At 71.6% G+C, this 13,837-nt stretch carries 11 protein-coding genes; 4 read left to right on the top strand and 7 right to left on the bottom strand.

The genetic code is table 11. From position 1 onward, the window contains the following. The first annotated feature begins 77 nt into the window (after nucleotides 1-77). Complete coding sequence (locus A9O67_RS11955) at nucleotides 78-1,541, top strand: NADP-dependent isocitrate dehydrogenase (protein WP_068610549.1); 1,464 nt, start codon at nucleotides 78-80, stop codon at nucleotides 1,539-1,541. 30 nt (nucleotides 1,542-1,571) lie between these two features. Here the strand turns inward: A9O67_RS11955 and A9O67_RS11950 are convergent, their stop codons facing one another. The 7 genes from A9O67_RS11950 to A9O67_RS11920 all read right to left on the bottom strand — a co-directional run bounded on the left by A9O67_RS11950 (nucleotide 1,572) and on the right by A9O67_RS11920 (nucleotide 8,744). Further along, a complete protein-coding gene (locus tag A9O67_RS11950) occupies nucleotides 1,572-2,687 on the bottom strand; it encodes an acyltransferase family protein (protein WP_068610546.1) in 1,116 nt (371 codons plus the stop codon). Further along, the gene (locus A9O67_RS11945; RefSeq protein WP_068610543.1) at nucleotides 2,684-3,658 is read right to left on the bottom strand and encodes a pseudouridine synthase; all 975 of its coding nucleotides are present in this window, start codon (nucleotides 3,656-3,658) and stop codon (nucleotides 2,684-2,686) included. The genes A9O67_RS11950 and A9O67_RS11945 overlap by 4 nt, the downstream gene beginning before the upstream one ends. 15 nt (nucleotides 3,659-3,673) lie before the next feature. After that, nucleotides 3,674-4,822: a bifunctional diaminohydroxyphosphoribosylaminopyrimidine deaminase/5-amino-6-(5-phosphoribosylamino)uracil reductase RibD gene (gene ribD, locus A9O67_RS11940; protein WP_068610542.1), complete on the bottom strand. Its 1,149-nt coding sequence runs from the start codon at nucleotides 4,820-4,822 to the stop codon at nucleotides 3,674-3,676. Next, nucleotides 4,815-5,576, bottom strand: coding sequence for a tRNA (guanosine(46)-N7)-methyltransferase TrmB (gene trmB / locus A9O67_RS11935; RefSeq protein ID WP_231960343.1), 762 nt, complete (start codon nucleotides 5,574-5,576; stop codon nucleotides 4,815-4,817). Before trmB ends, ribD begins: the two co-directional genes overlap by 8 nt. Beyond that, on the bottom strand, nucleotides 5,564-6,490 hold the full coding sequence (gluQRS, locus tag A9O67_RS11930) for a tRNA glutamyl-Q(34) synthetase GluQRS (RefSeq protein WP_068610540.1): 927 nt from the start codon (nucleotides 6,488-6,490) through the stop codon (nucleotides 5,564-5,566). The genes trmB and gluQRS overlap by 13 nt, the downstream gene beginning before the upstream one ends. 2 nt (nucleotides 6,491-6,492) lie before the next feature. Further along, entirely contained in the window at nucleotides 6,493-7,638 is a 1,146-nt protein-coding gene (locus A9O67_RS11925; RefSeq protein ID WP_082955560.1) for an NAD(P)/FAD-dependent oxidoreductase, read from the bottom strand. 125 nt (nucleotides 7,639-7,763) lie between these two features. Then, complete coding sequence (locus A9O67_RS11920) at nucleotides 7,764-8,744, bottom strand: LysR family transcriptional regulator (RefSeq protein ID WP_068610538.1); 981 nt, start codon at nucleotides 8,742-8,744, stop codon at nucleotides 7,764-7,766. Between the two features lie 111 nt (nucleotides 8,745-8,855). Between A9O67_RS11920 and A9O67_RS11915 the strand changes: the two genes are divergently transcribed. From A9O67_RS11915 to dnaE, 3 genes are all read left to right on the top strand, one after another. Continuing rightward, nucleotides 8,856-9,578 (top strand): pirin family protein, encoded by a 723-nt coding sequence (locus A9O67_RS11915; RefSeq protein WP_068610536.1) that lies wholly within the window; start codon nucleotides 8,856-8,858, stop codon nucleotides 9,576-9,578. Nucleotides 9,579-9,673: 95 nt separating this feature from the next. Further along, the gene (locus tag A9O67_RS11910) at nucleotides 9,674-10,228 is read left to right on the top strand and encodes a flavodoxin family protein (protein ID WP_068610534.1); all 555 of its coding nucleotides are present in this window, start codon (nucleotides 9,674-9,676) and stop codon (nucleotides 10,226-10,228) included. A gap of 36 nt (nucleotides 10,229-10,264) precedes the next feature. After that, nucleotides 10,265-13,834: a DNA polymerase III subunit alpha gene (gene dnaE, locus A9O67_RS11905; RefSeq protein WP_068610532.1), complete on the top strand. Its 3,570-nt coding sequence runs from the start codon at nucleotides 10,265-10,267 to the stop codon at nucleotides 13,832-13,834. Nucleotides 13,835-13,837: the final 3 nt, after the last annotated feature.

Raw genomic sequence — 13,837 nt, 5'->3', positions numbered from 1 at the left:
CAAAAATGATGATTTGAAGTCGATGACATGATTGGCCACACTGCGCCCATCGTCAACCCCCTCGACAAGGAATCGAGATGAGCGAACTGGTCCCCATCACCGTCGCGCGCGGCGACGGCATCGGCCCCGAGATCATGGACGCCACGCTGCGCGTGCTGCAGGCCGCCGGCGCGCGCATCGCGCCGGAGTTCATCGAGATCGGCGAGCAGCAGTACCTGGCCGGCCACAGCTCCGGCATCGCGCCGGAGGCCTGGGACAGCCTGCGCCGCACCCGCGTCTTCCTGAAAAGCCCGATCACCACGCCGCAGGGCGGCGGCTTCAAGAGCCTCAACGTCACCATCCGCAAGACGCTGGGCCTGTACGCCAACGTGCGCCCGTGCGTGAGCTACGCGCCGTTCGTGCGCACGCTGCACCCGAAGATGAACCTGGTCATCGTGCGCGAGAACGAGGAAGACCTCTACGCCGGCATCGAGCACCGCCAGACCGACGAGGTGTTCCAGTGCCTGAAGCTCATCACCCGCCCGGGCTGCGAGAAGATCGTGCGCTACGCCTTCGAGTATGCGCGCCGCCACGGTCGCAAGAAGGTCACCTGCATGACCAAAGACAACATCATGAAGATGACCGATGGGTTGTTCCATCGCGTCTTCGACGAGATCGCGCCGCAGTACCCGGAGATCGAGACCGAGCATCTGATCATCGACATCGGCGCGGCGCGGCTGGCCACGCGGCCGGAGCGCTTCGACGTCATCGTCACGCCCAACCTCTACGGCGACATTCTGTCCGACATCGCCGCGGAGCTGACCGGCTCGGTGGGGCTGGCGCCCAGCGCCAACATCGGCGACCACGTGGCGATGTTCGAGGCCATCCACGGCAGCGCGCCGGACATCGCCGGCAAGGGCATCGCCAATCCGTCGGGCCTGCTGCTGGCCGCCGTGCTGATGCTGGTGCACATCGGCCAGCCGGCGGTGGCCGAGACGATCCACAACGCCTGGCTGCGCACGATCGAGGACGGCGTGCACACCGCCGAGCTGCACGGCACGCTGTCGATCGGCCGGCCGTTCGGCAGCATGGACTTCGCCGACGCGGTGATCGACCGCCTGGGTCAGCGGCCGGAGAAGCTGGCCGCCGTGCATTACGGCGACACGGACCGCGACGCGCCGGCGCCGAGCACCCCCCCTGTGGCGGTGACCCGGCGCGCGCCTGCGGTCAAGGCGATGGTGGGGGTGGATGTGTTCGTGCATGGGGCGGGCATCAGCGCGGATTTTCTGGCGGGCCAGTTGAGCGCGCTGCTCACCCCGCCGTTTGCCTTGCAGATGATCACCAACCGCGGTGTCAAGGTCTGGCCGGGCGGTTTTCCGGAGACCTTCTGTACCGACCACTGGCGCTGCCGCTTCGTGGCGCCGCAGGGCCAGGCCGTGACCCATGCCGACATCATCGGCCTGCTGCAGGCGCTGACGGCGCGCGGCATCGACGTCATCAAGACCGAAAACCTCTGCACCTTCGACGGCGAGCGCGGCTACGCGCTGGGCCAGGGGCAGTGACGCGCCCGGGCGGTGGCGCTGCGCGTGCGGTCAGCGCAGCCGCCGAGCGAGCGGACGCTCCACCGCGCGCTCGAACGCCCAGGCCAGCAGCAGGCTGGCGCCCCAGCACGCTGCGGCCAACGCCCAGGCGTGCGCGGCGAGCATCGGCCAGCGCGCCAGTGCCGCATTGCCGACCAGCACCATCGAGTAGTGGGTGAGGAACAGGGCATACGAGCGGTCCGCCCAGGTGGCCATCCCAGCGGCCAGCGCGGCGGTCAGCCGGGCGGCCCACCCGCGCGCCCACTTGGACGCCACGCCGGACGCTTGGCTGCGCGGCGCGAGCGATGCCGGATCGGTTGAAGCCGGGCGGGGTGTCCCCGGGCGCGCCCACCCCGCCAGCAGCACGGCCACCCCCAGCGAGAGGGCGATGCGGTCGCGCCACTCCACGGCCAAGGCCGCGGCACCGATGGCGACGATCGCCATCGACCATGGCCAACGCGGCCCGCGCACCGCCTGGGCCGCCAGCACCCCCAGCCCGTAGCTGCCGATGAAGTAGAGCGCCCACAGATCCAGATCCGGGTGGCGGTTGACGTGCAGCAGCGACACGGCGATGCAGCCGATCAGCAGCGCCAGGGCCAGGGCGTTGCGCCGCGGCGCGGGCGCCAGTTGGGTGGCGATCCAGGCCAGCCCCGCCACCAGCGCGTAGAGCTGAAAATCGATGGCCACATACCACGCCCCGGCGGCAATGGCCGGTACCTCGACGATGTCGTGCAGCAGCAGCGCGTGGGCCAACCAGGTGCCCGGCGTGGCCGACTGCAAGCGCAGGTCGTCGGACAGCCAGGGGTGCAGCAGGGTGGCCATTCCCGCCGCCAGCGCCATCGCGACCAGGAATGGCGGCACCAGACGCCGGTAGCGCTGGAGCACCGCGGTTCGCAGCAGCCGCCCATCGGTGGCGCGCAGCAGCGTGCCCGCCGCCAAAAAGCCGCCCACCACCAAAAACACCTGCACCGCCTTGCGGGCGTGGTCGTACAGGGCGTCGGCCAGGGCTGGCGCCTGGGTCCACAGGGCGTCCGACAGGGGGCCGTAGGCCGACAGGTGGTGCCAGACGATGCACTGCGCGGCCAGCACCTTCAGCGCATCGACCAGGGGTTGGCGCGCGTGGGTCATGCCGGGGTGCCAACGGTCAGGAGGGCGTTCGCGTCGAGCCGCAGTCGGCTTTGAAACTGCCGCCGCTCGCCGGTGACCGGATCGTCGAACGCGAGGGACTGCGCCAGCAGTTGCAGCGGTTGCGCGTAGTCCTCGGGGTCGTCGGGGCCGCGCCGGGCCACGGGGTAGAACTGGTCGCCGACGATGGGCAGCCCCAGCGCATGCAGATGCACCCGGAGCTGGTGGCGCTTGCCCGTGACCGGGCGCAGCCGGTAGCGGGCGTAGCGGCCGTCCGGGCCCAGGCGTTCCAGCGGCTCGATCCAGGTTTCGCTGTTGGGCGGCAGGGCTTCTTCGGCGGTGGCCTCGCGCATGCGGTAGAAGGCCGTCTCGTCCTCGCGCAGGTGGCTCACGCGGCGCTGCGGCCAGGCCAGATCGTCGCGCCACGGGGCGATGGCCTCGTAGGTCTTGTCCACCCGGCGCTCGCGAAACAGCCGCTGGTAGGCATCCCGGTCGGTGGCGCGCACGCTGAACACCACCAGCCCCGCGGTCTCGCGGTCGATGCGGTGCAGCGGGCTGAGCTCCGGCAAGCCGAGCGCCTGCTTCAGGCGTACCAGCAGCGTCTCGCGGACATAGCGCCCGCCCGGCGTGACGGGCAGGAAGTGCGGCTTGTCGGCCACCAGCAGATGCGCGTCGCGAAACAGGACCGCTTCCCGAAACGGGATGCGCGGCTCCTCGGCCAGCGTGCGCCAGTAGTACACGCGCTGACCGTGCAAGTAGGGGGTGTGCTCGTCCAGCGCACGCCCGTCGTCGTCCACCACTTCGCCCGCGCGCAGGCGGGCCCGCCACTCATCGCGTGGTATGCGCGGCAGCCGCTCGGCCAGAAAATCCAGCAGCGTGGGCCAGGGGCTGTGCCGCAGCCGCGGTAGCGCGACGCAACTGGGCGAAACTCCGTCGCGCATGGGAATGTCCGCGTTCTTGGGCAGCCGGGCCATCGCGGGGGACAGACGTCAAAACGGGGTGCGACCGGGCACGCGCGCCAGCACGCGCAGGTCTGGCCCCACCGGCTGGACCGAGGTGAAGGTCAGGGGCCAGCCGTCCTCCAGCCGCGTCAGCGGTCCCAGGTCGGTCAGGCCGACGCCGGTGCCCAGCAGGCGCGGCGCCAGATACAGCAGCAACTCGTCCACCAGCCCCGCGCGCCACCACGAGGCATTGAGTTTGGCCCCGGATTCGATGTGCAGCTCGTTGACCTCCCGCGCGGCCAGATCGGCCAGCACCGCGGCCAGATCGACCTTGGGTGGCCCGCCGGCCGTCTTGGGCGGACCGGGGCGGTCGACCACCGTCACCCCCAGCGCCGCCAGCGCGGCCCGCTGGTCGGCCTGGGCTGCCGCGGTGGCCGGGTCGCTGGCGGTGTAGACGATCACCGCCCCCGGCGGCTGCAGGATGCGCGCCGCGGGGTCGATCTCCAGCGCCGAGTCGAGCACCACGCGCAGCGGCTGCCGCGCCGTGGGCACGTGCCGCACGTCCAGCCGCGGGTCGTCGCTGCGCACGGTGCCAATGCCGGTGAGCAGCGCCCCGGCCCGGCGCCGCCAGGCGTGGCCATCGGTCCGCGCGGCCTCGCCCGTGATCCACTGGCTGACGCCGTTGGGCAGTGCGGTGGTGCCGTCCAGCGAGGCGGCCACCTTCATGCGCACCCAGGGGCGGCCGTGGCGCATGCGCTGCCAAAAGCCGATGTTGAGCTCGCGCGTCGCCCGCGCGGCCGGGTGGTCGTCGGGCAGTGTGTCCACCACCACCCCGGCGGCGCGCAAGCGCTGCAGGCCGTTGCCCGCCACGCGGGGGTTGGGGTCGATGGCGGCCACGACCACCCGCGCCACGCCGGCGGCGATCAGCGCATCGCAGCACGGTGGCGTGCGCCCGTGGTGGCTGCAGGGCTCCAGCGTCACATAGGCGGTCGCACCGCGCACGTCGGCCCCGGCGGCCTGGGCGGCACGCAGCGCCATCACCTCGGCGTGGGCTTGGCCAGCCGCCTGGGTGTGGCCGTCGAAGGCGCGGCCATCGGGCAGCACCAGCCGGCAGGCCACGCGCGGATTGGGGTCCGACAGGCCCACGGCGCGCTCGGCCAGCGCGGTCAAGTCGTCCCAGATCCGGGCCTCATCCATGGCGGCGCGCAAAGACCAGGTCCCACACGCCATGGCCCAGGCGCAGGCCGCGCTGCTCGAACTTGGTCAAGGGGCGGTAGTCGGGGCGCGGCGCATAGCCGGCCAGCGCCGGATCGGTGCTGGTGTTGACCAGCCGCGGCTCGGCCGACAGCACGGCCAGCATCTGCTCGGCGTAGGGCTGCCAGTCGGTGGCGCAGTGTACATAGCCACCGGGCTTGAGCCGGCTGGCCAGCAGCGCGACGAACGGCGGCTGGATCAGCCGGCGCTTGTGGTGGCGCTTTTTGTGCCACGGGTCGGGAAAGAAGATGTGCACCCCGTCCAGCGACCCCTCGGGCAGCATGTGGGTGAGGACTTCCACCGCGTCGTGTTGCAGGATGCGGATGTTGCGGATGCCCTGCTCACCGATGCGCTTGAGCAGCGCCCCGACGCCGGGCTCGTGCACCTCGCAGCACAAAAAGTTGTCGTCGGGCCGCACACGCGCGATGTGGGCCGTGGCCTCGCCCATGCCAAAGCCGATTTCCAGCACCAGCGGCGCGTGGCGGCCGAAGGCCGCGTCGGCATCCAGCGGTGCCGGGGCATAGGGCAGCAGGTAGCGAGGGCCCAGCGTCTGCAGCGCCTTGGCCTGGCCGGTGGTGGTGCGGCCGGCCCGCAGCACGAAGCTGCGGATGGTCTTGGGGTGGGCCACACCGGGCGGGGCTGCGGGCGCAGAGGCGGGCGCGGGCGGGAGGGTTGGGGATGCGGTCACGGACCGAATTGTAGAGAGCGCTCCCGCCAGGCATGGATCCAGCCCTGCAGGCTGCGCGGGGCCGTGGGGGCCGCCGGACCCGGCAGCCCGAGCACGGCGGCAGCGGCCGCGAGTGCGGCGAGCGGGTCGCGCAGGTCCAGCGCCTGCGCGCCGTTTTGCTTGGAGAGCTTTTCGCCCCGGGCGTCGCGCACCAGCGGGGTGTGCAGGTAGCGTGGCGTCGGCACGCCCAGGGCCTGCTGCAGCACGATCTGGCGCGGGGTGTTGTCGGCCAGATCCTCGCCACGCACCACGTCGGTAATGCCCTGTGCCGCATCGTCCACCACCACGGCGAGCTGATAGGCCCACAGGCCGTCGGCGCGTTTGAGCACGAAGTCGCCCACGGCCGCTTCGACATCCTGGGCTTGCGGGCCCAGGCGCCGGTCGCGCCAGGTCAAGGGCACCGGCAGGCCCCGGTCGGCGATCACCCGCCCGACGTGCAGCCGCCACGCGCGCGGTGCGCGGCCGCGCAGGCCGCCGTGCTCCGGCCGGCAGGTGCCGGGGTAGGGGCGGGCGCTGTGGCGCTCGCGCGGCACGCCGCGGGCGAGCCAGGCGGCCTCGATGTCCTGCCGCGTGCAGGCGCACGGGTACGCCCATCCCGCGTCGACCAGGCGCCGCAGCGCGTGGGCGTAGGCGGCGTCTCGCCGAGACTGCCACCACACCGGTTCGTCCGGCGTCAGGCCGCAGGCGCGCAGTTGCTCGAGAATGGCGGCATCGGCCCCCGCCACGCAACGCGGCCGGTCCACGTCTTCGATGCGCACCAGCCAAGCACCACCGTGGGCGCGTGCATCCAGCCAACTGGCCAGGGCCGCGACCAGCGAGCCGGCGTGCAGCAGGCCCGTGGGCGAGGGGGCGAAGCGTCCGCGATAGGCCGTGCCGGGCCGCACCCTCAGCCCTCCAACACGGTGAGCGCCAGTTCCAGCCCGGACAGGAATGCGCTCTCCACCCGGTGCCCCAGGCACCAGTCGCCGCACAGACCCAGCCCGCGCCGGGCGTCCCACAGGCAGGGCTCGCCCAGGGGCCGCTGGGTTTGCGCATACCGCCAGCGGTGGGCGACGGCGTGGTTGGGGGTGGCGTGGATGCCGGTGATCTCCGCAAAGCCCTTGAGCAGCTTGGCAGTGATGCGGTCGGGGTCGTCCTCCAGGTGTTCGGCCGACCAGGCCGGGCTGGCCTGCACCACCCAGCGCTCCACGGGGTCGCGCCCCGGTTTGCTGGGTTCGCGCGCCACCCAAGCGATGCGGTGGTGGTCGCTGCGGGCGGCGTGCCAGCGCGGCCCCAGCCCGTCCAGCCCGGGCTGCATGGCCTGCGGCCAGGCTGCCATCAGCGTCCAGCAGGGGGCCATGGCGACGTCGTGCGCCAGGCGCGCCTGCCAGTCGGTGGCCAGATCGCTGGCCCGCAGCAGCTCCAGCGCCTGCGGCGCGGGGATGGCGAGCAGCACGGCGTCGAAGCCGCCGTGCACGGCGGGCGTGTCGTCGGGGCCTTCGACCCGGATTTGCCAGCGCGTCGGGGCGATGGCGTCGGGTTCCAGCCGCACGACGCGGGATTCCCAGTGACACTGCCCGGCCGGGCCGTCCACCAGCGGTTCGGCCCAGGCCTTGACCAGCGCACTCATCCCCGGGGTGGCGACCCAGCGCGTCTCGCGCGACAGGGGTGCGGCGACGACGTGGCGGCCCAGATCGTCGAGCACACGCACCAGGCTGGCGTCCCACGGGGCCACCGGCGCGCCGGTGGCGTCGAGGGCGAGCCGAAAGCGCGCGTCGCGCACCGTGAAGAACTGCGCCCCGTGGTCGAAGCCGCCGAAGGCGGTGCGGCGCGTGGCCATGCGCCCGCCGGCGCCGCGGCTCTTTTCGAACACCGTCACCCGCCACCCCGCCTGCGCCAGCGTGCGCGCCGCCGTGATGCCGGCGATCCCTGCCCCCACCACCGCCGCATGCCGCGGCGCAGCGGGGGTCGGGGCCGCCGGCGCGGGGGCGGCGGGTCGGCGCAGGCGCCGGGCGCGCGACGGGGGGGCGGGGGGAGCGGGGCGGCGGGGCATGGCGGGCTTTCGGATGGGGGATGGGGCGCAATCTAGCAGACCGCGGGGCCAGACCGCGGGGCCACGGCGGCCGGCGCGGGGGGCTGGCCGTGGCGGGGGGCTGGCCGTGGCGGGGGACCCCACGGTCAGCCACGCGGTCGGCGCATCAGCAGGGCCTCGCGGGTCACGGGTTCGGCCAGTCGTTGCAGCCACCACTGCAGCGCCGGGCCCACCGGGCGGCTGGCGCCCCGCCGGGCCGCTCCGGCCCGCCAGGCGTAGGCGGTGCGCGCGGTGCGCGGCGGCAGCGTGGTCTGGCGCAGGACCAGGTGGCCGGCATCCAGATACGGTTGCACCAGGGGCTGGGGCAGCCAGCCGCACCCCAGGGCGCGCAGTTGGGCCTCCAGCTTCATCTGCATGGTCGGCACGGTCAGCACGTCCTGGCCGGGCAGCAGCCCGAAGGTCAGCCCGCCGCGCGGGGCCGAGTCGGCCACCGCGACGATGCGGTGCTCCCGGATCAGGTGCGGTGTCAGCGGCTCGGGCGCGTTGGCGAGCGGATGGCACGGTGCCACCACGAACCAGAAGGCCACCTCGCCCAGCAGCTCCATCCGCACGTCGCCGCCCGGGGGCCGGTCCAGCGCCACGCCCAGCGCCAGGTCCGCCTGGCCCGTCAGCAGCGCCTCCAGCGTGCCCGACAGCGTCTCGCTGCGCAGCCGCAAGCGGGTGGGCGCGCCCAGCGCAAAAAAGGCCTCGCACAGCTCCAGCAGGGTGCGCGGGTCGATGACGGCATCGGCGGCGATGGTCAGTTCCGACTCCCACCCGGTCGCGACGCGGCGCACGCGTTGCGCCACCGCGTCCCATTCCCGCAGCAGGTGTTCGCTGGCGCGCAGCAGCTCTTCGCCGGCGGGGGTGGGCTGGGCGCGGCGTGCGCGCCGGTCGAACAGCAGCACATCCAGCGCGTCCTCGATCTGCCGCACGCGGTAGGTTAGCGCGCTGGGCACCAGGCCCAGTTCGCGCGCGGCCGCGGCAAAGCTGCCGCAGCGGGCGATGGTCGCCAGCAGGGCGAGCTGGTCCGGGCCGAGGGCGGCCCGCGCCGCGTGGGCGGTCGGGGTCGGGGGCTGGGGGCGCATCTGGCGTTCGGTATTCAAACGATTTGAATGATGCCATCAAACCCCGTGCGCCGCAGGCCCATGGCGGGCGCCCTACAGTTCAGCCATCGCCACCCCCATCGGGAGCATGCCATGATCGCCAAGCGCGCCAGTCAGGAGCGGGGCTACGCAGACCACGGTTGGTTGCAGACCCACCATTCGTTTTCGTTTGCCGGTTATTTCGATCCCCGCTACATGGGCTGGGGCAATCTGCGCGTGATCAACGAAGACGTCATCGCGCCGGGGGCGGGCTTCGGCATGCACGGGCACCGGGACATGGAGATCGTGACCTACGTGCTGGGGGGTGAGCTGGCACACCGCGACAGCATGGGCCATGTCGAGACCATCCGCGCCGGCGAGGTGCAGCGCATGAGCGCCGGCCGCGGCGTGATGCACAGCGAGTTCAACCACGACCAGGGCCCGACGCATCTGCTGCAGATCTGGATCGAGCCGAATGTGCGCGGCATCGACCCCGGCTACGAGCAGAAGGCCTTTTCCGCGGCCAGCAAGCGCGGGCGGCTGTGGCCGATCGCGGTGCCGGTCCAACGGGCCGAAGCCCTGGCCGGCGGCGACGATCCGCCGGTGCGCATCCACGCGGACGCGGCGCTGTACGCCGGGCTGTTTGACGGGGCGGAGTCGGCGACGCATGCCCTGGCCCCCGGCCGGCTGGCCTATGTGCACGTGGTGCGCGGGCGCATCGCCATCAACGGCCAGCCGTTTGGCCGCGGGGATGCCGCCATGGTGGCCGACGAGCCGGCCGTCACCCTCGCCAACGGTGAGGATGCCGAGGTGTTGCTGTTCGATCTGGCGCGCTGATGCCCCCGCGCCGGTGTCCGATTTTTCCGATCACCCGCGGGTGATCGCTCGTCGCCCCCACCGGGGGGCGTTCATCGTCCTGAAGGAGTTTGCTCATGTCTCACATCGTCGTCGTTTATCACTCCGGCTACGGCCACACCCAACGCATGGCACAGGCCGTTGCCGAAGGCGCAGGCGCCCAACTGCTGGCCATCGATGCCGACGGCAACCTGCCCGAAGGCGGCTGGGAGCAGCTCGACGCGGCCGACGCCATCGTCATGGGCAGCCCGACCTACATGGGCAACGTGAGCTGGCAGTTCAAGAAGTTTGCCGACGCCTCCAGCAAGGCCTGGTTCGTGCAGAAGTGGAAGGACAAGGTCTTTGCCGGCTTCACCAACAGCGCGACCATGAACGGTGACAAGCTCTCCACCCTGCACTACCTGTTCACGCTGGCCATGCAGCACGGCGGCATCTGGGTGGGCACCGGCCTGATGCCGTCGAACGCCAAGGCCGCGCAGCGCAACGACGTCAACTATGTCGGCTCGTCGGCCGGTGCCATGGCCACCACGCCGTCGGACGCCAGCGCGCAGGAGATGCTGCCGGGTGACCTGGAGACCGCCCGCCTGTTCGGCCAGCGCGTGGCCGAGGTGACGGCCCGCCTGCGGGGCTGAAGACCCGGGGGCGGCCCGCTCCCTACAATCGGGCGCATGTTCGTCCACCTGCGCCTGCACACCGAGTTTTCCGTCGTCGATGGCACGACGCGCATCGACGACGCGATCGAGCGCGCCGCCGAGGATGGCCAGCCCGCGCTGGCCATCACCGACCTCAACAACCTGTTTGGGGGCGTCAAGTTCTACAAGGCGGCGCGGGCGGCCGGCGTCAAGCCCGTGCTGGGCGCCGAGGTGAACCTGGAGGGGCTGGAGGGTGACACCCGCGTCCCCCCGCCGGCTGGCGGGCCCACGCCCGCCGTGCAGCGCGTGCTGCTGCTGGTGCAAACCCACCAGGGCTATCTGAACCTGTGCGAACTGCTGGCCCGCGCCTGGACCCAGGGGGTGGTGCGTGACCAGGCCTTCGTGCGCTGGTCGTGGTTGCAGTCGCTTTCGGAGGGGTTGATCTTGCTCTCCGGCGGCGCCGCGGGCCCGGTGGGGCATGCGCTGCTGGCCGGTGACGAGGCCCGCGCCGCCGAATGCGCCCTGCGCCTGGCGCAGGCCTTTCCGCACCGGTTTTACCTGGAGGTGCACCGCGCCGGCCGTCCGGACGACGAGCGCCATGTGCAGGCGGTGGTACCGCTGGCCGCGCGGCTGGGCCTGCCGGTGGTGGCCACGCACCCGGTCCAGTTTCTGGCCCCGGAGGACTACGAGGCGCACGAGGCCCGCGTGTGCATCGCCGAAGGCGAAATCCTGGCCAACCCCAAGCGCGTGCGGCGCTTCACGCGCGAGCAGTACTTCAAGTCCGCGGCCGAGATGGCGGCGTTGTTTGCCGATCTGCCGTCGGCGCTGGCCAACACGGTGGAAATCGCGCGCCGCTGCAACCTGACGCTGACGCTGGGCAAGCCGCGCCTGCCGGACTTTCCGATTCCGCCGGTCGACGGCCGCCAGCTCGACACCGAGGCCTACTTCCGCCACGTCTCGCGCCAAGGGCTGGAGGAGCGGCTGCAACACCTCTACCCGGACGAGGCCGAGCGCGACCGCGAGCGCCCGCGCTACCTGCAGCGGCTGGACTTCGAGCTCGACACCATCGTCAAGATGGGTTTTCCGGGCTACTTCCTGATCGTGTCGGACTTCATCCAGTGGGCCAAGACGCACGGCTGCCCGGTCGGGCCGGGGCGTGGGTCCGGCGCGGGCTCGCTCGTGGCGTACGCGCTGAAGATCACCGACCTCGACCCACTGCGCTACAACCTGCTGTTCGAGCGCTTCCTCAACCCCGAGCGGGTGTCGATGCCGGACTTCGACATCGATTTTTGCCAGACCAACCGCGACCGCGTCATCGACTACGTCAAGGACAAGTACGGCAAGGACGCGGTCAGCCAGATCGCCACCTTTGGCACCATGGCCGCGCGCGCCGCGATCCGCGACGTCGGCCGGGTGCTGGACTTCGCCTACGGTTTTTGCGACGGCATCTCCAAGCTCGTGCCCAACAAGCCGGGCATGAGCGTCACGCTGCAGTACCCGCCCAACCCCAAGAAAGACGGCGACAAAAACAACTACGCCATCGAGATGGAGCCGCTGCTCGCGGAGCGCGTGCAGAAGGAGGAGGAGGTGCGCCAGCTCATCGAACTCGCGCAGAAGCTCGAGGGCATGACGCGCAACGTCGGCATGCACGCCGGCGGTGTGCTGATCGCGCCCGGCAAGCTCACCGACTTCTGTCCGCTCTACCAGCAACCCGGCAGCACCTCCACCGTCAGCCAGTACGACAAGGACGACGTCGAGGCGGTGGGCCTGGTCAAGTTCGACTTCCTGGGGCTGGCGACGCTGACCATCCTGGAGCTGGCCAAGGACTTCATCGTCGCGCGCCATCCGGACCAGAAGGACTTCGCGTTCGAGCGCATCCCGCTGGACGACGCGCCGACCTACCAGCTGTTCCAGGAGGGGCGCACCGAGGCCGTGTTCCAGTTTGAATCGCGCGGGATGCAGGGTATGCTGCGCGACGCCAAGCCCACCCGGCTGGAGGACCTGATCGCCCTCAACGCGCTGTACCGCCCCGGGCCCATGGACCTGATTCCCAGCTTCGTGGCGCGCAAGCACGGCCGCGAGCCGGTGGAGTACCCACACCCGCTGGTCGAGCCGGTGCTGGCCGAGACCTACGGCATCATGGTCTACCAGGAGCAAGTGATGCAGACCGCCCAGGTGCTGGGCGGCTACAGCCTGGGCGGCGCCGACCTGTTGCGCCGTGCGATGGGCAAGAAAAAGCCCGAGGAGATGGCCAAGCACCGCGAGATCTTCCGCGAGGGCGCGGCCCGCAAGGGCATCGATCAGGCCAAGGCGGACGAGGTCTTCGACCTGATGGAGAAGTTCGCCGGCTACGGCTTCAACAAGTCGCACGCGGCCGCCTACTCGCTGCTGGCCTACCACACGGCGTGGCTCAAGGTCCACTACACGGCGGAGTTCTTCTGCGCCAACATGACCATCGAGCTCGACGACACCGACAAGCTCAAGGTGCTCGTCGAGGACGCGCAGAGCTTTGGCATCCGTTTCGAGGGGCCGGACGTCAACCGCGGCACCTACCGCTTCGAGCCGGTCGGCGACCGCGAGATCCGCTACGGGCTGGGCGCCGTCAAGGGCACCGGCCAGCAGGCCATCGAGGCCATCGTCGCCGCGCGCGAGGGCCGTGGCGTCGGGCCCAACGGGCACGTGGCCGGGCCCTTCACCAGCCTGTTCGACTTCTGTTCGCGCGTGGACCGCTCGCGCGTCAACAAGCGCACGGTCGAGGCCCTGATCAAGGCCGGCGCCTTCGATCGCCTGCACCTCAATCGCGCCGCGCTGCTGGCGTCGCTCGACCGTGCCTTCGAGTGGGCCGCGGCGCAGGAGGCCAACGCCCAGCAGGGCGGGCTGTTCGACGTCTTCGGTGACGGCGGGCACGGCTCCGCGACCGAGACACCGCCGCTGGTGGAGGCGCTGCCCTGGTCCGTCAAGGAGCGCTTGGCGCACGAGAAAGCCGCCCTGGGCTTTTACTTCTCGGGCCACCTGTTCGACGAGGTGGAGGCGGAGGTGCGCCGTTTCGCCAAGGTGCGGCTGGCCGACGTCGTCGACAGCCGCGAGCCCTTCCTGGTCGCGGCCATCGTCGGGGACCTGCGCATCATCAACGGCCAGCGCGGCAAGGTGGCCATCTTCAAACTCGACGACAAGACCGCCGTGCTGGAGGCCACCGCCGACGAGGGGCTGATCCAGGCCCACCGCACCCTGCTCAAGGACGACGAGCTGGTCATCGCCCAGGTGCTGGCGCAGCCGGATCGCTTCTCGGGCGGGTTGCGGCTGAAGGTGCAGCAGCTCTGGGATCTGCCGACCGCACGCTGCCGCTTCGGCAAGTACCTGCGTGTCGAGGTCAACGGCCGCGCGCCGGACATCGCCGGCCTGGTGCGGGACTTTCCTCCGCAGCGCGAGCTGACCGAGCACGGCGAACTGCTGCGTGCCTTGCCCGTGCGGCTGGCGGTCTGGCGGGAGACGGCGCGCTGCGAGCTGCAGCTGGACGACCGCGCCAGCTTCTACCCGACCGATGCGGCGCTGGCGCGCTGGATGGCCCAGGCCCACGGCCAGCGGGCCGAAGTCGTCTACGACTGATCG

The sequence above is a fragment of the Tepidimonas fonticaldi genome (genome assembly GCF_001675355.1).
Lineage (GTDB): Bacteria > Pseudomonadota > Gammaproteobacteria > Burkholderiales > Burkholderiaceae_C > Tepidimonas > Tepidimonas fonticaldi.
Note: the sequence above shows the minus strand (reverse complement) of the source record. Positions and strands in the feature narration are given on the sequence as shown.